Origin of the sequence: Chryseobacterium taiwanense (assembly GCF_000813825.1) — a bacterium.
GTDB classification, from domain to species: Bacteria; Bacteroidota; Bacteroidia; order Flavobacteriales; family Weeksellaceae; genus Chryseobacterium; species Chryseobacterium taiwanense.
This window is the reverse complement of record NZ_JWTA01000001.1, coordinates 305,201-328,806: the sequence shown is the minus strand read 5'-3', so window position 1 is coordinate 328,806 and position 23,606 is coordinate 305,201. Positions and strand designations below refer to the sequence as shown.

General features: G+C 33.4%; 23 protein-coding genes. 15 read left to right on the top strand and 8 right to left on the bottom strand.

Features of this window, described 5'->3' with window-relative positions:
• Nucleotides 1-68: 68 nt before the first annotated feature.
• On the top strand, nt 69-671 hold the full coding sequence (locus RM51_RS01530; RefSeq protein ID WP_039364338.1) for an FMN-dependent NADH-azoreductase: 603 nt from the start codon (nt 69-71) through the stop codon (nt 669-671).
• 151 nt (nt 672-822) lie between these two features.
• Here RM51_RS01530 and RM51_RS01525 read toward each other — a convergent pair whose 3' ends face one another.
• Nucleotides 823-2,160, bottom strand: coding sequence for a dihydroorotase (locus RM51_RS01525; RefSeq protein WP_039364335.1), 1,338 nt, complete (start codon nt 2,158-2,160; stop codon nt 823-825).
• A gap of 149 nt (nt 2,161-2,309) precedes the next feature.
• Between RM51_RS01525 and RM51_RS01520 the strand changes: the two genes are divergently transcribed.
• The 8 genes from RM51_RS01520 to ribA all read left to right on the top strand — a co-directional run bounded on the left by RM51_RS01520 (nt 2,310) and on the right by ribA (nt 9,327).
• Nucleotides 2,310-3,728, top strand: a complete 1,419-nt coding sequence (locus RM51_RS01520) for a lipopolysaccharide biosynthesis protein (protein WP_039364332.1) — start codon at nt 2,310-2,312, stop codon at nt 3,726-3,728.
• A 146-nt stretch (nt 3,729-3,874) separates the two neighbouring features.
• Complete coding sequence (locus RM51_RS01515; RefSeq protein ID WP_039364329.1) at nt 3,875-4,891, top strand: sugar phosphate nucleotidyltransferase; 1,017 nt, start codon at nt 3,875-3,877, stop codon at nt 4,889-4,891.
• Between the two features lie 89 nt (nt 4,892-4,980).
• Nucleotides 4,981-5,826 (top strand): DUF4292 domain-containing protein, encoded by an 846-nt coding sequence (locus RM51_RS01510; RefSeq protein ID WP_039364326.1) that lies wholly within the window; start codon nt 4,981-4,983, stop codon nt 5,824-5,826.
• Nucleotides 5,823-7,382, top strand: a complete 1,560-nt coding sequence (locus RM51_RS01505; protein ID WP_039364324.1) for a murein hydrolase activator EnvC family protein — start codon at nt 5,823-5,825, stop codon at nt 7,380-7,382. The genes RM51_RS01510 and RM51_RS01505 overlap by 4 nt, the downstream gene beginning before the upstream one ends.
• A 30-nt stretch (nt 7,383-7,412) precedes the next feature.
• The gene (locus RM51_RS01500) at nt 7,413-7,628 is read left to right on the top strand and encodes a twin-arginine translocase TatA/TatE family subunit (RefSeq protein ID WP_039364321.1); all 216 of its coding nucleotides are present in this window, start codon (nt 7,413-7,415) and stop codon (nt 7,626-7,628) included.
• A gap of 18 nt (nt 7,629-7,646) precedes the next feature.
• Nucleotides 7,647-8,261 (top strand): DUF4254 domain-containing protein, encoded by a 615-nt coding sequence (locus tag RM51_RS01495; protein WP_039364317.1) that lies wholly within the window; start codon nt 7,647-7,649, stop codon nt 8,259-8,261.
• On the top strand, nt 8,258-8,716 hold the full coding sequence (locus tag RM51_RS01490) for a hypothetical protein (RefSeq protein ID WP_039364314.1): 459 nt from the start codon (nt 8,258-8,260) through the stop codon (nt 8,714-8,716). Before RM51_RS01495 ends, RM51_RS01490 begins: the two co-directional genes overlap by 4 nt.
• Nucleotides 8,717-8,730: 14 nt before the next feature.
• The gene (gene ribA, locus RM51_RS01485; protein ID WP_039364311.1) at nt 8,731-9,327 is read left to right on the top strand and encodes a GTP cyclohydrolase II; all 597 of its coding nucleotides are present in this window, start codon (nt 8,731-8,733) and stop codon (nt 9,325-9,327) included.
• 87 nt (nt 9,328-9,414) lie between these two features.
• On the opposite strand, the gene RM51_RS01480 is transcribed toward ribA, so the two are convergent.
• Nucleotides 9,415-9,954 carry a hypothetical protein gene (locus RM51_RS01480; protein ID WP_039364308.1) on the bottom strand — a complete coding sequence of 180 codons (540 nt, stop codon included), beginning with the start codon at nt 9,952-9,954 and terminating at the stop codon, nt 9,415-9,417.
• A 114-nt stretch (nt 9,955-10,068) separates the two neighbouring features.
• Between RM51_RS01480 and RM51_RS01475 the strand changes: the two genes are divergently transcribed.
• From RM51_RS01475 to RM51_RS01455, 5 genes are all read left to right on the top strand, one after another.
• Nucleotides 10,069-11,763: a glycoside hydrolase family 3 protein gene (locus RM51_RS01475; RefSeq protein WP_039364303.1), complete on the top strand. Its 1,695-nt coding sequence runs from the start codon at nt 10,069-10,071 to the stop codon at nt 11,761-11,763.
• 22 nt (nt 11,764-11,785) lie between these two features.
• Nucleotides 11,786-12,943, top strand: coding sequence for an N-acetyl-alpha-D-glucosaminyl L-malate synthase BshA (gene bshA / locus RM51_RS01470; RefSeq protein ID WP_039364300.1), 1,158 nt, complete (start codon nt 11,786-11,788; stop codon nt 12,941-12,943).
• Nucleotides 12,944-13,049: 106 nt separating this feature from the next.
• The gene (locus RM51_RS01465; protein ID WP_039364297.1) at nt 13,050-14,315 is read left to right on the top strand and encodes a DUF2851 family protein; all 1,266 of its coding nucleotides are present in this window, start codon (nt 13,050-13,052) and stop codon (nt 14,313-14,315) included.
• Nucleotide 14,316: 1 nt separating this feature from the next.
• The gene (locus RM51_RS01460; protein ID WP_039364295.1) at nt 14,317-14,538 is read left to right on the top strand and encodes a hypothetical protein; all 222 of its coding nucleotides are present in this window, start codon (nt 14,317-14,319) and stop codon (nt 14,536-14,538) included.
• A gap of 2 nt (nt 14,539-14,540) precedes the next feature.
• Nucleotides 14,541-15,053, top strand: a complete 513-nt coding sequence (locus RM51_RS01455) for an N-acetyltransferase (RefSeq protein WP_039364292.1) — start codon at nt 14,541-14,543, stop codon at nt 15,051-15,053.
• Nucleotides 15,054-15,085: 32 nt separating this feature from the next.
• Here RM51_RS01455 and RM51_RS01450 read toward each other — a convergent pair whose 3' ends face one another.
• From RM51_RS01450 to RM51_RS01440, 3 genes are all read right to left on the bottom strand, one after another.
• Nucleotides 15,086-15,820, bottom strand: coding sequence for an SIMPL domain-containing protein (locus tag RM51_RS01450; protein ID WP_039364289.1), 735 nt, complete (start codon nt 15,818-15,820; stop codon nt 15,086-15,088).
• A gap of 69 nt (nt 15,821-15,889) precedes the next feature.
• Entirely contained in the window at nt 15,890-16,684 is a 795-nt protein-coding gene (locus RM51_RS01445; protein WP_039364286.1) for a hypothetical protein, read from the bottom strand.
• Between the two features lie 3 nt (nt 16,685-16,687).
• Nucleotides 16,688-17,386, bottom strand: coding sequence for a hypothetical protein (locus tag RM51_RS01440; RefSeq protein WP_228375758.1), 699 nt, complete (start codon nt 17,384-17,386; stop codon nt 16,688-16,690).
• A 230-nt stretch (nt 17,387-17,616) separates the two neighbouring features.
• Here RM51_RS01440 and RM51_RS01435 point away from each other — a divergent pair, with 230 nt between their 5' ends.
• Complete coding sequence (locus tag RM51_RS01435; RefSeq protein ID WP_039364283.1) at nt 17,617-20,757, top strand: UvrD-helicase domain-containing protein; 3,141 nt, start codon at nt 17,617-17,619, stop codon at nt 20,755-20,757.
• A gap of 514 nt (nt 20,758-21,271) precedes the next feature.
• Here the strand turns inward: RM51_RS01435 and RM51_RS01430 are convergent.
• The 3 genes from RM51_RS01430 to RM51_RS01420 form a co-directional block, all read right to left on the bottom strand.
• Nucleotides 21,272-21,781 carry a ferritin gene (locus RM51_RS01430; protein WP_039364280.1) on the bottom strand — a complete coding sequence of 170 codons (510 nt, stop codon included), beginning with the start codon at nt 21,779-21,781 and terminating at the stop codon, nt 21,272-21,274.
• 127 nt (nt 21,782-21,908) lie between these two features.
• The gene (locus RM51_RS01425; RefSeq protein ID WP_039364278.1) at nt 21,909-22,376 is read right to left on the bottom strand and encodes a hypothetical protein; all 468 of its coding nucleotides are present in this window, start codon (nt 22,374-22,376) and stop codon (nt 21,909-21,911) included.
• 178 nt (nt 22,377-22,554) lie between these two features.
• Complete coding sequence (locus tag RM51_RS01420; RefSeq protein ID WP_039364275.1) at nt 22,555-23,571, bottom strand: hypothetical protein; 1,017 nt, start codon at nt 23,569-23,571, stop codon at nt 22,555-22,557.
• Nucleotides 23,572-23,606 lie beyond the last annotated feature (35 nt).

Here is a 23,606-nt window from a genome sequence, read left to right as displayed (position 1 = left end):
TTGTTAACTACTAACTTTTCAAAAGCAAATGTACATAATTTTGCTGAAGAAATTTTAATCAAAAAAAAATGAAAAACATACTTCACATTATTTCAAGTCCAAGAACAAATGGATCAGCAAGCAGAACATTAGGAACTGCTATCGAAGAAAAATTACAGGCAGCCTATCCAGAACATGCTATTACAACATTAGATTTACTCAAAAATCCGTTTCCGCATTTGGGAGAAGAGCAGGTTGATTCATGGTTTATTCCAGCAGAAAACAGAACTCCGGCACAAAATGAGGCCGTAAAAAGATCTGATGAAGCAATTGAACAACTTCACGCTTCCGATATTATCGTGATCTCTGTTCCTATTTATAATTTTGGAATTCCTTCAGCTTTGAAAGCGTATATTGATCACATTGCGCGTGGCGGAATGACATTCCAATATTCTGAAAACGGTTTTGAAGGGTTGGTAAAAAACAAAAAAGCGTATATCGCGGTTGCCAGCGGTTCCGTTTTTTCTGAAGGCGATTATCAGTCTTATGATTTCGTGGTTCCATATCTGAAAAGCGTACTTGGCTTTATCGGAATTACTGACATAAGTGTTTTCCGTGCAGAAGGGCTAGGATTGCCACATCTTCAGGATACTGCATTAGAAAAAGGTATTGAAAGCATTGTAATTGCTTAATTAATTGTCAGATAGTTTTCTCTCGCAGATTCCGAAAATTTTGCAGATGATACTATTAAAAAATCCGCTTAATCTGCTCAATCTGTGAGATTTAAATTCAGAACAAAGATTTCAAAATAAAAAAGCGGGCTAAAGCCCGCTTCTATTGATATTATTCTTCTACTTCAAAAAGCAGACGCTCTCCGAATTTTTCTTCATTAATATTTCCGTTCTCAAAAATCAGATTTCCGTTTACAAAAGTATGCGTTACTTTAGAATGGAAATTCATTCCTTCCAGTGGACTCCAACCACATTTATAAAGAACATTTTCTTTTTCAACCGTCCAGTCTTCATTCAGATCTACCAGAACTAAATCAGCTTTATAACCTTCTCTGATAAATCCTCTCTTTTCAATTCTGAACAGAATCGCAGGATTGTGAGCCATTTTCTCCACAATTCTTTCCAAAGAAATTTTTCCATTTCTGTAATTTTCCAACATTACGACCAAAGAATGTTGTACCAATGGTGCTCCTGAAGGACATTTTGTATACACATTCTGTTTTTCTTCCCAAGTATGAGGAGCATGATCCGTTGCGATGACATCAATTCGGTCATCAAGCAGCGCCTCCCAAAGTCCGTCTTTATCTTTCTGAGTTTTTACAGCAGGGTTCCATTTAATTAATCCTCCTCTGGTTTCATAATCTTCATTCGTGAATGTTAAATGATGAACACAAACTTCTGCTGTTATTTTCTTTTCCTTCAAAGGAATATCATTTCTGAAAAGTTCTGTTTCAATAGCCGTTGACAAATGGAAAACATGAAGTCTTGCTCCTGTTTTTTTCGCCAGTTCAATCGCTTTTGAAGAAGATTTATAACAAGCTTCCTCACTTCTGATTAAATGATGGAATTTCACAGGAATATCTTCTCCATATTCATCCAGATACTTTTGAGTGTTAGCTCTAATCGTAGCTTCATCTTCACAATGAACCGCAATCAGCATCTTGGTATTACTGAAAATATTTTCCAATGTTTCAGGATTGTCAACCAACATATTTCCGGTAGAAGAACCTAGAAATAATTTGATTCCAGGAACATTTCTCGGATTTGTTTTTAAAACTTCTTCCAAATTATCATTGGTTCCTCCCATCATAAAACCATAATTGGCAAATGATTTTTGAGAAGCAATTTCATATTTATCGGCCAATAATTCCTGAGTTACCGCATTCGGAACAGTATTCGGCTGTTCAATAAAACTTGTCGTTCCTCCCGCAATTGCAGCTCTAGATTCACTTTCAATGTCCCCTTTATGTGTCAAACCCGGTTCACGAAAATGCACCTGATCATCAATAACTCCCGGCAAAAGATATTTTCCTGAAGCATCGATGATTTGATCTGCGTCTTCAGAAATTTGGGAATCTATTTTGGAAATTAAATCATTTTCAATTAAAATATCACCTTCAACAATTTTGCCTTCGTTGACGATTTTTACATTTTTGATTAAGGTCTTCATTTTACTTTTTTAGATTTTTATACCAGATTCTAACTCCAAGATTCCGGCGGATTTTCATTTTAAGCAAAATTAAGATTTATGAATGAATTTTAATATCTCTGATAAAAAATCAATTTCTAAATATTTACATTTGCATAAAATTTCACATCTTGAAAAAACTTCTCAACGAGACTATTATATATGGAATTGGGGCAATAATGCCGAGGATAATTGTTGTATTGCTGAATTATTTATTTATTAAAAATATTGACAACAGTGCGTTTGCTATCTTTACAAACCTGTATGCACTGATATCATTCGTTAATATCGTTCTTTCTTTCGGTTTTGAAACAGCCTATTTTAGATTTTCATCAGATAAAGAAAATGAACAAAAGGTCTTCAATACTTCTTTTTGGTTTTTAACTGGCTTATCAACTGTTTTTTTAATCTTAGTTTTATTATTTAATCAACCTATCGCCGATCTTTTTGATTATTCAAATACTCCGGAATTTATCCGATGGTTTGCCTGGATTGCTTTTTTTGATAATATCCTAGTGATTCCTTTGGCTTGGTTTAGATTCCATAACAGACCTATAAAATATACGGCAGTAAGGGTTATACAAGCCGTTTTCCAAAGTGCTTTTGCCATTGCTTTATTCCTTTATATTCCTCAGGAGTTTTCTCTGAAATTAGGAATGAAAGAAAAGGTGTCATATCCTTTCTACAGTAATCTGGCGGCAAGTTTTGTCGGTGTTTTATTGGTTATTCCCGTTATTTTAAAAGTAAAATTCCAGTTTTCAAAAGATCTTTTTCTTCAAATGATCAAATATTCTTGGCCAATTATGATTGCCGGTTTGGCATTTATGGTCAATGAAAATTTCGATAAATTTATTCAACGGTTTTTAATTGATGATTCCGATGCAGGTGCTTATGGTGGATGTTATAAAATGGCAGTTCTGATGACCCTTTTCGTAACGGCTTACAGAATGGGAATAGAACCGTTTTTCTTCAAACAAATGAATAATGAAAATGCAAAAAACACGTATGCAAAAGTGACAGAATATTTTTCATTCTTTGCATCCATAGTAGCGTTGGGAATTATTGCAAATGTTTCTTGGATAAAGCTTTTATTGGTTCCAAACAGTTCATACTGGATTGCTATTAATATCATCCCGATTATCGTCATCGCAAATTTATTTTTCGGAATTTATTACAATCTTTCCACTTGGTATAAAGTAACTGACAGAACAAGAGTCGGAACCTATATTTCCTGGACTGGTGCTATTATCACCATTGTTTTAAATTTAGCTCTTCTAAAAACCTATGGTTTCATGGTATCCGCTTGGGTAACTTTAGCTGCGTATTTTTCGATGATGATCATTTCATATTGGTTAGGTCAGAAATATTATCCCATCCCATATAGAATGAAGAAAATTTCTTTTTTCATTTTACTTTTAGCTGTTTTCAGCTATGTAATCGTAGAGTTTTTCGATTATAATTTATGGATCGGAAATTTATTATTCTTAGTTTATGCAGGAGCTTTAATTTATTCTGAAAAGAATATGTTATTATCAAGAATTAAAAAATAAAACTTAGCCTCTAGTTAATATTATTCAAATTCTTTTTCGATTTAAACAAATAGTAAAAAGATATAAATCATGCTTCATCAATGATTTTAATTCCTATCTTTAGCCTTATTATTAAAACTAACAAAAAAAACATACTTATATAGTTTATGAAAATTATTGTTCCGATGGCTGGACGTGGTTCCAGATTGCGTCCACATACATTAACCGTTCCAAAACCTCTTATTCCTATCGCAGGAAAGCCGATTGTACAAAGATTGGTGGAAGACATTGCTAAAGTTGCTGGAGAAGAAATTGAAGAAGTAGCTTTTATTATTGGAGATTTTGGTTCCGAAATTGAAAAATCTTTATTGCAAATTGCAGAAAAATTAGGCGCAAAAGGAAGCATTTATCATCAATTAGAACCTTTAGGAACCGCTCACTCTTTGAAATGTGCAGAAGCATCAATGACAGGAAATGTTGTAGTGGCATATGCAGACACATTATTTAGAGCAGATTTCCAACTAGATAAAAACTCAGATGGTGTAATTTGGGTAAAAAGTGTAGAAGATCCTTCTGCTTTTGGGGTGGTAAAATTAGATAACTACGGATTCATTACGGATTTTGTAGAAAAACCGACCACTTTCGTTTCAGATTTAGCAATTATTGGTATCTATTACTTCAACAGTGCTGAAAAACTGATGGACGAAATTAACTATATCATGGAAAATGATATTAAAAACGGTGGCGAATATCAATTGACTACAGCATTAGAAAACCTTAGATCCAAAGGCGCAAAGTTTACTTTAGGAAAGGTAAACGACTGGATGGATTGCGGAAATAAAAATGCAACCGTAGAAACCAACAGCAAAATTCTAGAATACGAAAAAGAGGAAATGTCTCACTTTCCTGCTTCTGCTCAAATAGAAAATTCTTTGATTATTCAACCATGTTTTATTGGTGAAAATGTAAAAATTTCAAATTCTAAAGTTGGTCCAGGAGTTTCTTTAGGAAACAATACTATAGTGAACAATTCTAACATCGAAAACTCATTGATCCAAGAAAATACGAGAATCAATCATGGAAACTTATCCAATTCGATGATCGGAAATTCGGCTCAATACTTCGGTGTAGCAAGAGAAATTTCTTTAGGAGATTATTCTGTATTGGATTTTTTGTCTAAATAATCATTCTGATTTAACAAGATAACCAAACCACACAAAATGTTTTGTGTGGTTTGGCGTTAATATTGCAAAGCATTTATTTAAATTTGAATATGAACAAATGGATCGCCTCAATACTTTTTATACTGGTTTTATTTTCTTGTAAAACCAGAAAAACCGTTGAACAAAGCACGGAAGGGAAAGATAGTATTCAAGTAGAAAAACCTAAAAATGACAAACCCATCGATGTTGGTGAAAACGTATATGATCCTGTAACTTTTTATGAAAAAGTATACATTCATCCTCAATTTGAAGCTCTAAAAATAAGCAGTAAAATTACCTCTGATGATATTAAGGTAAGTCCTTTGGATGCTACTATTTATATAGAAACAGACAAAAAAATATTCGCTTCCATCAACTTTTTATTCATTAATGCCGCTCGCGCCTTGATTACTCCGGAAGGAATAAAAGCAATGGATAAATACAATAAAAATTATATCGATTCTGATTTCGATTACCTTAATAATCTGTTGAATGTAAATTTTATAGATTATAAAAATCTGGAAAACCTTCTTATAGGAAGAACTTTCCTTACCATTAAAGGGCGAAACTCTCGCCTTACCCAAAATATGCAGGGATATCAGCTTGCATCAATTTCCAACATCAAAATAGAAACTGGAGAAACGACCAGAGAATATAAAATAGTTCTTCAGTATTCTCCGGATTATGATCTTATTCAGGCTAAACTTCAGGATGCTAATTCCGATGATTCTTTAGAAATTTTATATGATGGATGGGAAACTTACCAGAATGAAATTCGCCTTCCAAAAAATGTTAAAATAATTATAAAAGGATCAAAAAACAGTCAAATTCTACTTGAAAATACGAAATTTGATTTTTCGAGGATGGATACGCGCTATTCTGTACCATCTAGTTATAAGAAAATTGAGATTCAATGATTAAAAAATTTAGCTTTTTAATAGGTATTTTGTTGTTTGGATTGCACTACGGACAAGGGCAAAAGAAAGAACAGCTACAGAAACAAAACGCCGACCTTAAAAAACAAATTGCACAGATAAATACCGATTTAGCAAAAACAAGAAGCGAATCAAAGCTCTCTATTGCTTATCTTACCAATGTTAATAAGAAATTAGTCTTAAGAGAAAAGGTTTACAACAACACCCAAAAAGAAAAAAGATTTATTGAAGACGAGATCTATCTGCGTCAGTTAGAAATCAACCGCCAAAATAGAGAACTTGCTATTTTAAGAAAAAACTATGCGGAAGTTTTAGTAAATGCTTACAAAAACAAAGGGGTACAAAATAAAGTAACCTTTATCCTTTCTTCCAAAAATCTGGGTGAAGCTCTTAGAAGAGTCCAGTATTTAAAACAGTACTCTGACTATCAGGATAAAAAAGCAGCTGAAATTACTACAGCGGCAACAGAGATCCAAAAATCTATCGCTCAGAAAAAGAAATCTGCGACTGAAAAAGAAAACCTTTTGGTTAATCAGAAAAAAGATCTGGCAACAATTAATGTAGAACGTGTACAAAAAGAGCAGTTAGTTGCAGATTTCAAAAAGAATGAAGCTAGAATTACTGCCGAACTGAAACAAAAACAAACTCAATCTAAAGCTTTAGAAGGCCAAATCCGAGCGATCATTGCCGAGGAAATAAGAATTGCAAAAGCGGAAGAAGAAGCTAGAAAAAAAGCAGAAGCAGAAAAAATTCGTCTGGCAAAAATAGCGGCAGAAAGAGAAAAAGCAAGAATAGAAGCCGAAGCAAAAGCAAAAGCCGAAGCTCTGGAGAGAGAAAGAAAACTGGCTGAAGCTGAAGCGAAAAAAGCATCAGAATTAGCCGCTAAACGTGCTGAAGAAGAAAGAAAACGTACTGAAGATGCTGCAAAAGCGGAAGCAAACAGCAGAGATGAAGCTAGAAAAATTGCAGCAAAGAAAGCCTCTGATGAAGCAGCACTAAAAGCTAAAGAAGCAACCGATAAATTAAACGCAGCAAGAGCTGCCGAAGATGCATTAGCCAGAAAGAAAGAAGCAGATAAAAAAGCTGCAGAATCAAAAGCAATGACCAACTTCGGAGTTTCTACAGCGTCAGGAAATAATTTTGCAGCAAACAAAGGTAAACTTGGGATGCCAATTGCCGGAACTATCACGCACCGATTCGGAAGACAGCCTCACCCTGTATTTAAGAACATTATGGAAGAAAATAATGGGATTAAAATTTCAGTATCAAAAGGAGCTGTTGCAAGATGTGTATTCCCGGGAACTGTTTCTTCTATATTACCGGCTTCGGACGGAACGAAAACAGTAATTATAAAACACGGGGATTACTTTACCCTTTATTCTAACCTAAGCAGCAACTCTGTATCTAAAAACCAACAAGTTTCCGCAGGGACTCCGGTAGGTACGGTAGCTCAGGATTTTGACGGCACATATACTCTTGATTTCCAGGTATGGAACGGCAGCACACCCGTTGATCCATTAGGTTGGGTTTCTTATTAAAAAAGTTTAACTTTGTAAAAAAAATTAGAAATGAACACACTAACAATATTAGCCTTATCATGGCAACATATCTTAATCGTAGCAGTATTGCTTGTATTGCTTTTTGGAGGTAAGAAAATTCCTGAATTAATGAGAGGAGTTGGTTCTGGTATTAAAGAATTTAAAGATGCTGTAAAAGAAGAAGACAAACCGGGTTCTGAAAACAAAAACTCGTCTTCAAACGATAATACAACTTCTAGCAACTAAATTCTAACTCATTTTTAAATGAATTTTACAGATATTGCATGGAATATCTTCAATCAATCTATTGAAGACTACCACGTACTTGACAATGTCAACACTCTAATTAACAATCCATACGAAAAAGACAGTTTGGAACGAATTTTGTATGCAAAAAACTGGATTGATACCGTTCAATGGCATTTGGAAGATATAATTAGAGATGAAAATATTGATCCGGCTGAAGCTCTTCAACTGAAGAGGACTATTGATCAATCAAATCAAAAAAGAACTGATTTAGTTGAATTTATAGACAGCTGGTTTCTAAAAAAATATGAAAGTATAACTCCAAAATCTGATGCAAAAATAAACACGGAAACTCCCGCTTGGGCAGTAGACAGATTATCAATACTTGCATTAAAGATTTATCATATGTCGTTAGAAGCAAACAGAGAATCTGCATCTGAGGAGCATCGTTTAAATTGTCAGGAAAAATTAAACGTTCTTCTTATGCAAAAAGAAGATTTATCAACTTCTATCACTCAGTTGCTTACTGATATTGAGAACGGTAATGTTAAGATGAAAGTGTACAAACAAATGAAAATGTACAACGATGAAAGTCTTAACCCAATCCTTTATCAAAAGGGGCAGCAAAAATGAAAAAATTACTTTTTTTTGGAATATTAATCACGACGATTTCGTCTTGTGCAACGGAAAAGCTTAATCTATCTCCGCTCACAAGCAATTTCTATAGCGAATCTAAAGGTTCTGACAACCATTCAGAATCCGGCAAATCCTTCGAGATAAATATCAAGAAAAATGTAAATGCCTCAGAAATATCTAATCTAATTTCAACCTTTCCTACATTCAAGAGCAATAGTATAAATGAAGAAGTAACTAGCTTGAAATATAGCCTACAAAATTATTTATACGCTATTGAAGCTAATAATACAGCAGGAAAAAACAGAGCCATCAAAAGCTTTGAAAGATCCTATAAAAAAATTCAGAAATTAAGATCCAATCTTGGTAAAGATGATGATGAAGTTCTGAATAGATACTTAGTAAGACTTAAAACTAATATCTCTGTAATAGAAGACTCTTTGAAAGGAAATTAAAATGAGAATTATTAATGATTAAAATTCAGGCGGAAGCCAACGTTCCTACCGAACATGGTACTTTCCGAATGATTGCATTCTCAGAAAACGAAAATGACTGGATGCCGCATATGGCTATTTTAGCGGAAAATACAGATTTTTCAAAACCAGTTAATGTACGTTTTCATTCAGAATGTATAACCGGAGAAGTTTTCCATTCCAAGAAATGTGAATGTGGGCAGCAATTAGACGCTGCAATGAAGTACATTCACGAAAATGGAGGTATCATTATTTACCTGAGACAAGAAGGGAGAAATATTGGTATCATCAATAAATTAAAAGCATATTCCCTTCAGGAAAAAGGTTTTGATACCGTGGAAGCTAACCTGCAACTAGGTCTTCCTGCAGACGACAGAAACTTTGGGGTTGCGATAGAAATATTAAACCTTTTAAATGTAAAAGACATTAATCTTTTGACCAACAACCCTGAAAAAGTGAAATATGTTACGGAAAGTAATATACATCTCAACTCAAGAATTCCTTTACAGATTCCGGCAAATGAAACAAGTAAGGGATACTTAAAAACAAAGAAAGATTATTTTGGTCATCTTCTTGATGATAACGATAACTAATAAAATCAAAAGCTCCGAGATTTCTCCCGGAGCTTTCTTTTTTAATTATTTATAAAAAACTGAAAAGATATTTCTTTGATTAAGTGATTAATTAAATTTTGTTGTCATCACTTTAGATTCGTCAAGATTATAATATTTTACTACTGCATTATAATCGTTATAGTCTACTGCTGGAGCTGTTCCTTTTGCTGGACTTGCCGGAACTAGTACAACTCTGAATGTCTGATTAACCAAATACTGATTTGTTTCTCCAGATGTCATTTGAGTAGACTGATTAAAGTTAGCAGCTGTACTGATCCTTACCTCACTTGTACTAAATTGAAAATTATAATCTAGTTCTCTTCCTGCAGGCAAATTTTGTACATCATCTAAATAATAGGTCTTAGGCACACTCTGCCAATAGTTCCCCACTTTTCTATATACTAAAACCACATCTGAATTTTGAATATTAATATCCATAATAAGTGTAAAAGGATTATTACCACCAGAAGAAAATGTTCCTGTAGCATCTCTCATGATAGGATAAGTGTCATTATCTTGATATGGAACATCATTATCATTGTTATCACAGCTGAATATGAATAAGCTAACAAAAGCTAACATTAAAAGCGGAAAGAATTTTTTCATTTTACAAAAGTTTAGTTATTATCTATAAAGCGTATTCAAAACATATACCAAAAAACTCAAAAACATTCTTTAGGGTGATTTTTTTAATTGTATTTTTGTTCTTATTCAAAAATTATGAACAAATCAGTATTTAATTTACTCTTCATATTTCTATTTATAAGTTGTGCAACCCATGCTCAATATCAACCCAAGAACACTTCAAAGGCTGATTTGGACAAAGCACAACAGTGGGTAAATAAAACTTACAATAGCCTTTCACAAGACGAAAAGCTGGGACAGCTTTTTATTGTCGCATTATATACCAATAAAGATGATAATCATATCAATCAGGTAAGAAATATTGTCATAAACGATAAAATCGGAGGTTTAATCCTAATGCAGGATGATGCAGCAAAGGAAATAAATCTTGTTAATGAATTTCAGCAAAAATCTAAAGTTCCATTAATGATTGGAATGGATGCTGAATGGGGATTGTATCAAAGAATTGCTGCTGCACACAAATTTCCTTGGGCCATGACATTGGGAGCGATTCAGGATAAAAATCTTATTTATCAAATGGCATCAAAAATTGCAGAAGATTGTAAGAGAATGGGCATCAACTGGGATTTTGCTCCTGTTGTAGATGTCAACACCAATCCAAACAATCCGATTATTGGTAACAGAAGCTTTGGCTCTGAAGTTCAAAATGTAATCAGTTCTGCTTTGGCCTATTCCAACGGACTTCAGGATAATAATATTCTTGCCGCCATCAAACATTTTCCGGGACATGGAGACACCAGTACAGACTCACATCTTGATCTTCCGGTTGTTTCACATAATTTAGACAGATTTAATTCTATTGAACTTGCTCCTTTTAAAGCTTTAATGAATAAAGGAATTGGCGGAGTCATGGTTGCTCACTTATATGTTCCGAGCTTAGAATCAGGAAAAGGAATTCCCGCTTCAGTATCAAAAAATATTATTACCGGATTACTTAAAGAAAAATTAGGCTATAAAGGATTGATTATCACCGATGCTCTAAACATGGGAGCTGTAGCCAATAAATACAATCCGGGTGAATTGGATGCCATGGCTTTTAAAGCAGGAAATGACATTATGCTTTTCTCTCAAGGTGTTGCAGAAGGAAAAAAATTGATTCAAAAAGCGATTGACAACGGAGAGATACCGCAATCAAGAGTAGAAGAAAGTGTAAAGAAAATTCTTTTGACAAAATATTTCTTAGGACTGACTACTTATTCACCGAAAAGTACTGAAAATGTAAATTCAGACATAAATAATGATTCTCATAAAGTTTTAGTTCAGAATTTATATTCAAACGCTTTAACGTTATTAAAAGATGATAAAAAACTCCTTCCATTAAACGGAAAACAGATCTATTATGTTCCATTGGAAGAAGCACCTTATCAGACTTTTGCCAATCAATTAGGTTCAAATGTAACGATTAAGAAATCAAATGAAATCAATACAATTCCAGCTAATTCAACGGTAATTGTAGGTCTTCATAAAGATAATTCTACCGCTTACAAACCTTATAAAATCTCAGCAGAATCTAAAAAAATCGTAGAAGATTTAGCAAAAAAACAAAATGTAATTCTGAATGTTTTCGGAAGTGCCTATGCATTGAAAGATATAGATATTTCAAAGATTTCAACCGTATTGGTTTCTTATGAAAACAATGACGATTCTATGACAGCAACAGCAAATGCTCTTAACGGAAAAACAAAAATTTCAGGCAGACTTCCTGTTTTAGTCAATGACAAACTAAAACCTGGAATGGGAATCGACCTGAAAGCAAAATCAAATAATTAGCCCCTACCAAACAAACTATAAAATGAAAATAGGTATACTTTGCTATCCAACCTACGGAGGAAGCGGAATTGTAGCAACAGAACTCGGAATGTCACTTGCTAATAAAGGGTACGAAGTACACTTTATCAGTTCAGCACTGCCTGCAAGATTAGATATTACCAATCCGAACATTTTCTTTCACAAAGTGAATGTTCAGACCTACCCTCTTTTTCAATATCAACCTTATGATATTGCATTAAGCTCGATGATTTACCGTGTTGTTAATTTATATAAACTGGATTTATTGCATGCTCATTATGCAATTCCTTACGCATATGCAGCATTTACAGCAAAACAGATGCTTCGTGAAGATAATAATGATATTCCGTTGGTAACTACGCTTCACGGAACTGATATTACTCTAGTAGGACAACATCCGAGCTATAAACACGCCGTAGAATTTTCCATCAATAAATCTGATGCAATTACTTCGGTTTCGGAAAGTTTAAAAAAAGACACACTACAGTTTTTCAATATCAAAAAGGAAATCCAGGTGATCACCAACTTCATCGATAATTCTGAATTTGATGAATGCAATGAATGCCAAAGAACACAGTTTGCCAATCCTGATGAAAAAATCTTGATTCACGTTTCCAACTTAAGACCGGTAAAACGTGTTGAAGAAGTATTACAGATCTTTAAAAATGTTGAGAAAAAAGTAAAATCGAAATTAATCATCATTGGAGAAGGTCCAGATATGGAGAAAATCAATCAGTTTTTGGAAGAAAATCCTGAGTTGATTTCAAAAATACGTCTTTTAGGAAAAGTGAATGATCTTTACAGAATCCTTCAACTTTCAGATGTGTTTTTATTGCCTTCTGAGCAGGAAAGTTTCGGTTTGGCAGCATTGGAGGCAATGGCAGCTTACACTCCGGTGATCAGCTCCAACGCAGGAGGAATTCCGGAAGTAAACATTCAGGGAGAAACAGGATTTTTAGCAGAGATTGGAAATGTAGAAGCAATGAGTAATTACTGCATCAAATTATTAAGCAACGATGAACTTTTGGCACAACTGAAATTGAATGCAAAAGAGCAAGCCGTAAAATTTGATTTAAAAAACATCCTTCCGATTTACGAAGAAATGTACAGAACAACTATTGAAAACTTCAAGCTAACCAAGCAGGAATCTATTTCTCAATAGTATTCGTTTTCACATAAAAATTTAAACTGTTCAGGAGTAATGCTGAGCAGTTTTTTATTTTTAATCACTTAAAATTCATAACTTAGTTGGAACACAAACACAAATTATGAATGAAAAGCTCTTCCAATATCTTTGGAATTTCAAGGTTTTCAGCAATTTTGATTTTAAAGATACCCATGGAAATCCTATTGAAATTCTGAACTTCGGAAAATGGAACACTGATTCCGGACCTGATTTTCTGATGGCAACCATTAAAACTAAAAATGTAACTCTTTTCGGAAATATTGAGCTTCATGTAAAATCTTCCGATTGGATCTTTCATCAGCATTCTCATGATCCCAATTATCAGAATATTATTCTTCATGTTGTTTTTCAGCATGATCTGGAACTGGAAGAATTTAATGCTAAAAATATCCCCACTTTAGAGCTTAGAAACTACATTGATGAAAATCTTATCGGCAAATATGAAAAATTAGTCAATGGAGATCAATTTATTTCCTGTGAAAAACTTTTTGATCCAGTCAAAATCCCTTTTCATTTTCATGAAGAAAATGTATTGAAAAAGCTTCAGGAAAAATCCACTTCTATTCAGGAAGATCTTGAGAGATCAAAAAACAATTTTGAAGCTGTCCTTTTTCATCATCTCGCCTACTCTTTCGGACTAAAAGTGAATGCTTTCATTTTTAAACAGATCGCGGAAAGCATAGATTTCATGATTATCAACAAAATCAGACAAAATAAAACCCAACTTGAAGCTTTATTTTTCGGAATTTCAGACTGGCTAGAAAATCCTGTTGATGACCAAATGAAGATCTGGAAACGAGAGTTTGATTTTTTGACTTTAAAATTTCACCTTCCACAAATTCAGATTCGTCCTAAGTTTCTAAGATTAAGACCTCCCAATTTTCCAACTATCCGTCTTTCTCAATTGGCAGATCTTTATTTTCAACATCAGAATCTTTTTTCAAAAATTATTTCGGCTCAAAATTCTGACGAGTTATATGATATTTTTAAAGAGGTCAAAGCTTCTGAATATTGGGATGACAAATTTAATTTTGGAAAAACATCGTCTCATCATCAACCGAAGATCTTAAGCAAAGAATTTATTGATTTGATTATTCTCAATACTGTTTTACCGATAAAATATACCTATCATCAATTTCATCGTGAAGAAATTTCTGACGAAATCATTAACTTCTATAAACACATCCCACCTGAAAAAAATTCAGTGATTAAAAACTGGGAAAAACTAAAAGTCAACATCAAAACAGCTCTCGAAAGCCAAAGTATGATTTATCATTTCAAAAACAACTGTGAAGCAAAAAATTGCTTAAATTGCGGTATTGGTTTTAAAATTTTAAAAGAGATATAAAATGCTGGGCAACATCCGACATAAGATGGAAAGAGAATGGTTTGGTGTTCTTACAAGAACAGGAGCTAAACTAGGAATTCCGGTTTCAAAATTAAGAGTATTTTTCATTTATTCCACTTTTGCAACGGCAGGTTTTTTCTTTTTAATTTATTTAGGATTAGGCTTTACCATTTGGATTAAAGACATTTTCATTACCCGAAGACCTAATGTTTTTGACTTATAACTATGGAATTTCTGCAAATTACTTCTCCTGATGATTATAGGGTTCAGGAAATCTATAAGTCTTATTCTACCACCTTTCCTGAAGATGAGAGAAGAGACTGGATTCCTTTTACCCATCTTTTCAGCCATCCCAATGTAAAAGTGATTTCAGTTTTACACGAAAGTCAAAATATTGGCTATTTAATTATTTGGGAGCTTAGTCATTTTGTTTTTGTAGAGCATTTTGAGGTATTCGAAGAATTCAGAAGCAAGAAATTGGGTTCTTATATTACGGGATATCTATTCGAAAATTATCCTCGAATCATTTTAGAAATAGAACCTGAACATTTAAGCGATGATGCCAAAAGACGTTATACATTTTACCAGAAAAATAATTTCAGATTAATTGATGAAATGTATGTGCAGCCAAGCTACGGAGAAGGAAAAAACGCTCTTAAACTTTGGCTTCTGGCAAATTATTCTCCCGAAAATGTAAAAGAAATTAAAGAAGAAATTTACGATATTGTTTATCACTAAATAAGAAAAGGCGGAAATTAATTTCCGCCTTTTTAGTTAACTTCATATTCTAATTTTATTGTAATACTCGCTTCTTTTTCTTTGGAAGAAGTATTGAAAGTTCCTCCATACGAATAATCTTCATTCGAATTCGGTGCAGTAATCTGTATAACTCCCATCGTCGCTTTTTTAAGATTTCCAAGACCACTTCCAGAGTTTTCAGCAATTTTTTCAGCACGTTCTTTAGCATCTTTCGTTGCAGAAGCAATCATTTCCTGCTTTACGGTGGCTAATTTTGTATAAAAATAAGAGGGTGATGAAGACGTAAATTCAATTCCGCGATTGATAATTTCCGTGATGTTTCTGGAAAGGTTTTCAATCTTAGCCACTTCTTTACTTTCGATGGAAACAGTTTGCGCTAAATTATATCCTGAAAATTCTCCATGAACATTATTTCCGTTTGAATCGGTATAATTTCTAAACTGTTTTTGAATATCGACTGAAGAAAAAACGATTTCATTTTGCTTCACTCCTTTTGACAGCAAATAATCATTAATCATTTTTCTATCGGCGGTAAGCTCGTCGTAAGCAGCTTTTAAATCAATATTGTTTTTTGAAAAACTTCCGGACCATGTGATCAAGTCTGATGTAAATTGCTTAGTTCCTAAACCGGTCACCGAAATGGTATTTTCCGATTTATTTCTGTTTTTAATGGCATTTCCTAGAAGTCCAAGACCAATAATGAAGCCAAAAGCAGCAATGGTGATCGTAATAATTGTTTTGTTCATTTGATTTGTGATTTGAATTGATACAAAATCATCAATTATTATTCCGAAATCCAGTTACCCAAATACAAATCAATCACTTAACTTATTTGTTTTCTTATATTCAGCGAAAACAGCTTGTAATTCATAAGAAATAGCACCCACTTTAAAGTCTTTACGGTATCTTTTCGAAAGCATTTTTACTGTCTCTGCATGAGCAAGAAACTTATCAATCTGCTCCTCATCCATTCCATATTTTTTCAGAAAGTTTAAATCGACTTCATTTTTCACTCTTTGAATAAAATTCTGGGTTTCGTAGAAATTGGCTTTTGTGATTTTCGGCTTTGTTGCTTTATTTACCAATCCTATAGCTCCTGCAAGTATTCCGAGAACATTCACTTGCCCTGCACTGAAATCATGCCCACCAAAACTTTTCGGAATTGTACTTTTGGGAACAACCTCAGTCATAGGAGATTTCATATAACTTTCCATTGAAGATTTTAAAGAAGCTACTTTTTTGGAATCATCCAGATACTTAGTATCTTTCTTAATATCTCCTGTAGGTTTATATTCAATTTTTACTTCAGGGATCAATATTTCTGAGCGTTTGAGAAAGATATTGGTATTCGTTTTAAAATTCTCTTCCGAAACATGAATCTGAGTGCGGTAAAAACCTTCTTTTACAAACCTTATTTCATCTCCCAAACCCGCTTCAATGATAAATTTCCCGAAAGCATCACTATAAACACGCGTATTGTCAGACATATTGATGACTAAAACATTATTTACATTAAAGTTCTGCTCATCCCAAATGAACCCGGAAATTTTTTGCTGAGCAAAAATAACTGTTCCGATACAACATAGTAATACCCCTAAAATCGTTTTCATCCGTTATCGTTGGGTTTGAGGAGCACGATAAGAAGATATTCTCACCAATATTGCACGTTGAAATCTCATGAGATCCGCATCGCTGCAAAAACCATATTTTAAAATATTTTTTCTTTCAAAACCTCCTGCAAAAACATAATAGATAAAATGTTGGATGTATGCTTTTTCAATTTTCAAATCTATAAAATACTGTTCTCCTAATGCAGAAATCAGATATTTCATCAAATCTACATCATCCCATTTATTTTTAACTTTTCCAACAGAAAACCCTTCTCCTTTAGGCTGAACAAACTCCCCGCCTTTCGCTGCCAAAATTCTGGGATCAGATTTCCTGGAAATATAAAGAGCCAGCTCATTTTTCAGTTTCTGAACTTTTTTCTGTTCATTTAAGTTTTTAGCATCTATAGCCAGATCTCCGGTGATCCCTTTTTTAATCTCTACCTCATCAATTAATGTAGCCGCTTTTATTAAAGTAATTTGCATAGAAGAACTTAGATTATCTTCATTCACTTTTTTATTTACTCTTTCATAACCAGCCTTTACAAAACGTAGTTCATCACCCGTTCTTCCGGAAATCATGAAATGACCGTCGCTGTTAGAAAAAACGCGTTCATTAGTTCTGATATTGATTACTGTAGCATCTGTTAACTCTAGCCCATCTTCAGTATTTATTTTTCCGAAAATATAATTTTGGGCGTTCATGTTGATGAAAAATAAGACGAAAAAAGTAAAAAGTAGCTTTATTTTCACGGACAGTTTTTTATAAAGCAAATCTAAAGCTATTTTTAATGCAAACCATAAGTTTAACCACAGTTAACTCGTTTTAGCACTTCTTTTAGAGTTTTAAATTCAAAACTGTTAAAATAGCCCTAGAAATTTGTTAAAATTTAAGTCATATTTAACTAAATTGCAGGTTCAATTCTACTCAAAAAATGCAAAATTCTTATACAGTTATCAATGCTTCAGCGGGCTCTGGGAAAACGTACGCCCTCGTTCAGCGTCTTTTGATGATCTGTCTTCGATATCCTAATCAGCAGCAGTCGATCAGGAATATTTTGGCGTTGACTTTTACCAATAAAGCTGCCAATGAAATGAAAGAAAGAATTTTGTCATGGTTGGGAAATTTTGCTTCTGAAAATTTTGCTGAGAATGGGGATTTAAAAAATATTCAAAAAGCTTTTGAAGAAGAAGGCTTAAAAATCACCATTGATGAACTGCATCATAGAGCAAAAAAATTATTGGATTATGTTCTTCACAATTACTCTACATTGAATATCGGAACAATCGACCGTTTCAATTCGCGCTTGGTAAGAAGTTTTTCTTATGAATTGGGATTGGCAAAAAATTTCAATCTTGAAATCGAAGCTGAGCCATTTTTGATAGAAGCCGTTGATAAAATGCTTGATCAAATTGGAGAAAATGAGGTGATCTCTAATTCTTTCATGGATTATGTAGATTACAGTTTAGAAAACAATGAGAGAATTAATTTAAATAAAAACCTTTATGATTCGGCGAAAGAGTTTGTAAAAGATATTCATTATGAACATCTTAAAAACAACAAAGATTTCGACAACACGAATTATGATAACATCAAGAATACACTCCGAAAAGAGATTATCCTAAATAAAAAACAAGCTACGGAACTTGCAACTCAATCTATTGATCTATTTAAATCAAGAAATATTGAGATTGAAGATTTTGCACAGGGAAAAAACGGAATTGGTGGATTTTTCACTAAAGTTTTAGATTTTTACAATCAGAAAAGAGCAGGATTTCCTTTTCCTACTACTGCCGAAGAATCTGTTGTCAATAATTACAGAAAAGGAGCCGCTACAAAATCGAAAAATAAAGAAGCTGAAATCTTAGAAATTCTGGGACAATTGCTTGAAAACAGAATGCAGTTGATTCTTCTCTATATTGAAACCCAGAAAAAGGAGAAAATTTTATCTGCTCTTCTTCCTTTAAAAGTAAACAAAGATATTCAGGATGAGTTGAAAAAGATTGAGGAGGAAAACGATCTGGTTTTACTTTCAAAATTCAATATTCTTATTAATGAAAACCTTAGAAATGAGCCTTCTGCTTTTATTTATGAAAAAGTGGGCTCTCAGTTTCAGCATTATTTCTTTGATGAGTTCCAGGATACGTCTGAACTGCAGTGGCAGAATTTCGTTCCGCTAAGAGACCACTCTGTTTCTACGGAAAATACTTCATTTACTTTAGTTGGCGACCCTAAACAGTCTATTTACCGTTTTCGTGGTGGTGAGAGTAAGCTGATGTTGGATATTATCAACAAAAAAGAAATCGCTCCTAAGGAAGCTGAGCTTTTAGTACTGAAAGATAACTGGCGAAGTGCCAAAAACATTGTACAATTTAATAATGAATTGTATGAATTTCATTCCAGAGAACTGAATGAAGAACATAAAAATATTTTCGGAACAGACGGGAAGCAGAATCCAAAATCAGGAATTGACGGTCGTGTAAAGGTTAATTTAATAGAAAACCTTACCAACGAAGATTTCTACAACGATACTTCTGCAAAAATGCAGAAAGACGTCCAGGAAAGCTTGAATAATGGTTTTAAATTTTCTGACATCACCATTCTCTGCAGAGGAAATTTTGATATTTTCAGTTATTCTCAGAAATTAGGAAGTCTGAAAGTCAATTACAGAGGTGAGGAAACCAATATTAAAACGATTTCCGATAAAGGACTTACTCTGGAATTATCCAGTACCCTGAAAGCTGTCATTGAATTTCTGAAATGGGAAACCAACCCAAAGAACAAACCTAATTTAATCATGATGATGTATCATCTGAATAAACTGGGAAGAATCCAAATGGCTGATTTCACACTGGAAATGAAAGAAATTCTGGAGATTGAAACCCATGAAGAAATTTTGCAGTTCATTCAGCAGAAATATGCTTTACAACTCAAACAGGATAATTTCCCGAGATTTAACCTTTATAATTTTGTAGAGTATTATATCAATGAGTTTTCGGTCGAAAATAAAGAAACGGATTTCCTGTTGAACTTTTTGGAAATGCTTTTCAATTTCACCCAAAATGCAGGTGCAAGTACAAAAGAATTTTTGAAATATTGGGATGAGGAAGCTTCAGCTTATACCATTCAGGCTTCGGAAAATATTGACGCGATTCAGATCATGACCATTCACAAAGCAAAAGGGTTGGAATTCCCGATTGTTTTTATTCCGATGATGAATAAAAATCGTGATACTGAATTTACCAACTGGTTTGAAACAAGCGATAATTCTGCTTTGAAATCTGTGAATATTAATCAATTCAGTAAGAATCTTGAAGTTTACGATGAGGAGATTCAAACATTCAACAAACAAAATGCCTATAAAAATTTTGTTGACCGATTGTGTTTACAGTATGTTGCCACAACACGTCCTGTAGAACAATTGTTTTTTTATATTCAAAAGGCCAATAAAACCTCGAACAATCTTGAGCTACTGGAATTCTTACAATCTAAGAATACCGAAAATCTTGATGAATTCGACTTGTATGAAACCTATCCTGAAATGCTGAAAAAGCATACGAAGGATAAAACCTCACAATTTGAAACGAAAAATATCAATAACCTAAAAAACATCAACGAAAAAAGCACATCAATCAAAATTGCGACACCTTCCAAAAATTATCAGGTAAGAAATGAGAAGGTAAGAATTGGTCTTTTCGTTCATGAATTATTATCAAAAATCAACACTGAAAAAGATATTATCAAAGTCTTGGAAAGTTATGTTTTGGAAGGGCAAATTACCATAAAAGAAAAAGACGAGATTCAAAATACCTTAGAACAAATTGTCAGAACCTATTCCGAGTTTTTTGATGAAAAATGGGAAGTCATCAATGAAAAAGATATTATGATTTCAGAAAACGGAGAAAGCAGAATGTACCGTCCCGACCGAATGCTAAAGAGTGACAAAGGTTATATTATAGTCGATTTTAAAACCGGAGAAGAAACAGAAAAAAATGAGAAGCAGGTTGAGAATTATAAACGAATTCTGGAAAGCTTGGGAAGAAAGGTTTTGAAGACGCAGCTGATTTATTTGTAGTATGATTGACTTCATTAAGAAATTTCATGTCTACTTTTGGATAATTTTGATTATTGGACTTTTAGTTTACGATAATTATTCAAGAAACTTATATCCAAAACTTTATAAAACCGAAGGAGTTTATACTGTTGGAAAAATCAAGAAATAGAAGGGTATGGAAGAGGAACTGGATATCATTTTGTTTATACTTTTCAAACCAATGGTAAAGAATACAAATCTAAAACTGATGTTGGAAAGTTAAATATCCGAGAAGTAGAATTATTTAAAAACAAAACTTTCTTGGTTGTCTATCTAAAAAGCAATGTTTACATAAACAGAATATACGTTTCAATTCCTGTTTCGAAGAACATGAATGAAATTCAATTAAAACAACTTATTGAAAGCAATACTGAATTTAAAAAGAAAATAGATCAAATACCTTATCCAAGTTGGTTTTGGGAAAACTACTTATAAAAGTTTCGGCGGCATCTTCGATGCCGCCGAAACTTATTATCGTTAATACATTAAAGCCAAATTAAGCTGTTGGATCCGGAGTGAAAACTCTCTGAGCCAATTCCTGATCAAAAAGATACAATGCAGAAGGGTTATCGCATACCATTTTGATTTTAGTCACCAATTGTGATGCACTTGCTTCCTCTTCTACCTGCTCGTTGATGAACCATTGTAAGAATGAAGTAGTCGCAAAATCTCCTTCTTCATTAGCATTTTTCACAATATTAAAAATACTTTTCGTTACGATTTTCTCATGCGCCAATGCTTTTTCAAAAATATCTGTAGCATTTTCGAATTCGTGAGGTGGCTTTGCAATTTCTCCGATAATAATTTCACCTCCAACATCATTTAAATAGTCGAACATTTTATCCGCATGCATCAATTCTTCTTTGCTCTGAACTCTGAAGTAATTGGCAATCCCATCAAGATCTTTACTTGAAAACCAAGCAGACATTGAAAGGTAATATTGTGCAGCATATTGTTCGTGGGCTATCTGTTCGTTAATTAATTTTGCAATTTTCTCGCTAACCATAAGTAATAAATTTATATTCAAAATTAGGGAATAAAAGCCCGAAATCAAAAATTTTAATTAAAATTAATAGAAAAAGGACAGAAATACATCTGCCCTTCTAACACTAAAAAATCAAAATTATAAACGACTAATTCGCTTCGGGAGCAGCCGTAGTCATCGGCTTTTTCATCATTTTTCCGCCTTTCATTCCTCTGTCCTTCATCGCTACTTTTCTTTGCTCCATCTTAGCTTTTCTATCAGCCTGCCATTTATCATACTGAGTTGGAGTTAAGATTTTCTTCATATCCGCATCCATTTGTGCTCTTTTAGCTTTCATCTCCTCCATTTTAGCCTGTCTTGCTTCTTTATTTTTATCAAACTCAGCTTTCATTTCAGCTTTTCTTTTCTCCTGTAATGCTTTAATTTGAGTTACCTGAGACTGATTCAGGTTCAAATCCTTTTGCATTTGATCAATATGCTCCTGTTCTTTCTGAGCTCTTTTTTGTTGAAATTCTGCTCTTTTTGCTTCTCTCTCTTGTGGAGTTGTAGTTGTCTGTTGTGCCATCGCAAAACTTCCCATTCCGATAAATGCTATCGCTAAAACTAATTTTTTCATCTTTAAAAATATTTAATTATTTATTTTATACCTTTTTGATTATTAGTTAAAATTAAAGTTAAATTGAAAAACACATAAATAATGTTAAATTTTATTATTAAATAATAAATTAAGAAATAAAAAAAGAGCAGATCCTAAAATCTGCCCTCACACCACTTAAATATAAATATATGAAAATTTAATTTTTCGCAAATCCGCTTCGGAAACCTCCGTTTCCACGGTTTTCATTCCCTCTGTTTTGTTCTCTTGGCGCTGAGTTCTCACTTCTTCTGGAACCTCCTTCATTTCTAAAACCACCACCATTATTTTCTCTTCTTGGAGTACTTTCTCTTCTCACTTCACCACCTCTGAATCCTCCGTTGTTTCCATTATTTTCGGCTCTTTCATTACGGAATCCTCCATTGTTTCTCACTCCTCCATTATCATTATTTCCTCTGAAACCACCGTTGTTATTTCTTACTCCGTTATTATCATTTCTGAAACCTCCTGAATTATCGTTTCTATATTCGGTCTGATTACGGAAACCTCCATTATTTTTCACAACTCCATTATTATTGTTTCCTCTGAAACCATTATTAGGTCTTTGACTTCTTACAATATTAATCGTAGGATTATCCATTCTTCTGAACTTAGCTCTATCCACTCTGTAAACATTAATATTCACACTTCTATATCTAGGCATAGGTCTGCAAATGGAAGCATAATGAGTTCTTCTGTAATTTTGGAAATATACCACCGGACTATATCCTCTGTAATAATTGTTTCTGAAAACCACAAAAACTCTAGGCCCTAAAATTCTTTCCAATGCATAGAATCTGTCATAATACCATCTGTCCGGATTGTATCTGTAAAAGTTATTCCATGCAGAGAAGCTTACATATAGATTGTTCAATCTTAAAACCTGATCAATTTGCCAACGGGATAATCTGTTCTGTGTAAAAAAGACATTCCAGTTGATGCTAACAACACTGTTCCTGTAGTCATTATAATTACTTTGGTAATAATCGCTAGGATAATAATCTTGAGGATAGTTGTAATAATAATCATCAGGGAAGTAGCTCTGATCATCCTGATCACTATAGTATCCGTCATTCTGAGAATACCCGTCATCATCTCCCCATCCGTTATTTGGATATTGCTGTGCAAACGACAAAGTCGCAAAACTCATAGCAAAACCGATTAATATTTTTTTCATTTCAAATAGTTGTTAATTGGTTAAAATATAGCAGA

What these genes read in the sequence shown, in the direction of transcription:
- RM51_RS01475 (WP_039364303.1), top strand. Translation starts at nt 10,069, where the DNA reads ATGAACAAATCAGTATTTAATTTACTCTTCATATTTCTATTTATAAGT.
- RM51_RS01500 (WP_039364321.1), top strand. Translation starts at nt 7,413, where the DNA reads ATGAACACACTAACAATATTAGCCTTATCATGGCAACATATCTTAATC.
- bshA (WP_039364300.1), top strand. Translation starts at nt 11,786, where the DNA reads ATGAAAATAGGTATACTTTGCTATCCAACCTACGGAGGAAGCGGAATT.
- RM51_RS01425 (WP_039364278.1), bottom strand. Translation starts at nt 22,376, where the DNA reads ATGAAAAAATTAGTTTTAGCGATAGCATTTATCGGAATGGGAAGTTTT.
- RM51_RS01460 (WP_039364295.1), top strand. Translation starts at nt 14,317, where the DNA reads ATGCTGGGCAACATCCGACATAAGATGGAAAGAGAATGGTTTGGTGTT.
- RM51_RS01480 (WP_039364308.1), bottom strand. Translation starts at nt 9,954, where the DNA reads ATGAAAAAATTCTTTCCGCTTTTAATGTTAGCTTTTGTTAGCTTATTC.
- RM51_RS01465 (WP_039364297.1), top strand. Translation starts at nt 13,050, where the DNA reads ATGAATGAAAAGCTCTTCCAATATCTTTGGAATTTCAAGGTTTTCAGC.
- RM51_RS01510 (WP_039364326.1), top strand. Translation starts at nt 4,981, where the DNA reads ATGAACAAATGGATCGCCTCAATACTTTTTATACTGGTTTTATTTTCT.
- RM51_RS01450 (WP_039364289.1), bottom strand. Translation starts at nt 15,820, where the DNA reads ATGAACAAAACAATTATTACGATCACCATTGCTGCTTTTGGCTTCATT.
- ribA (WP_039364311.1), top strand. Translation starts at nt 8,731, where the DNA reads ATGATTAAAATTCAGGCGGAAGCCAACGTTCCTACCGAACATGGTACT.
- RM51_RS01440 (WP_228375758.1), bottom strand. Translation starts at nt 17,386, where the DNA reads ATGAACGCCCAAAATTATATTTTCGGAAAAATAAATACTGAAGATGGG.
- RM51_RS01435 (WP_039364283.1), top strand. Translation starts at nt 17,617, where the DNA reads ATGCAAAATTCTTATACAGTTATCAATGCTTCAGCGGGCTCTGGGAAA.
- RM51_RS01455 (WP_039364292.1), top strand. Translation starts at nt 14,541, where the DNA reads ATGGAATTTCTGCAAATTACTTCTCCTGATGATTATAGGGTTCAGGAA.
- RM51_RS01515 (WP_039364329.1), top strand. Translation starts at nt 3,875, where the DNA reads ATGAAAATTATTGTTCCGATGGCTGGACGTGGTTCCAGATTGCGTCCA.
- RM51_RS01490 (WP_039364314.1), top strand. Translation starts at nt 8,258, where the DNA reads ATGAAAAAATTACTTTTTTTTGGAATATTAATCACGACGATTTCGTCT.
- RM51_RS01420 (WP_039364275.1), bottom strand. Translation starts at nt 23,571, where the DNA reads ATGAAAAAAATATTAATCGGTTTTGCTATGAGTTTTGCGACTTTGTCG.
- RM51_RS01495 (WP_039364317.1), top strand. Translation starts at nt 7,647, where the DNA reads ATGAATTTTACAGATATTGCATGGAATATCTTCAATCAATCTATTGAA.
- RM51_RS01445 (WP_039364286.1), bottom strand. Translation starts at nt 16,684, where the DNA reads ATGAAAACGATTTTAGGGGTATTACTATGTTGTATCGGAACAGTTATT.
- RM51_RS01505 (WP_039364324.1), top strand. Translation starts at nt 5,823, where the DNA reads ATGATTAAAAAATTTAGCTTTTTAATAGGTATTTTGTTGTTTGGATTG.
- RM51_RS01530 (WP_039364338.1), top strand. Translation starts at nt 69, where the DNA reads ATGAAAAACATACTTCACATTATTTCAAGTCCAAGAACAAATGGATCA.
- RM51_RS01525 (WP_039364335.1), bottom strand. Translation starts at nt 2,160, where the DNA reads ATGAAGACCTTAATCAAAAATGTAAAAATCGTCAACGAAGGCAAAATT.
- RM51_RS01430 (WP_039364280.1), bottom strand. Translation starts at nt 21,781, where the DNA reads ATGGTTAGCGAGAAAATTGCAAAATTAATTAACGAACAGATAGCCCAC.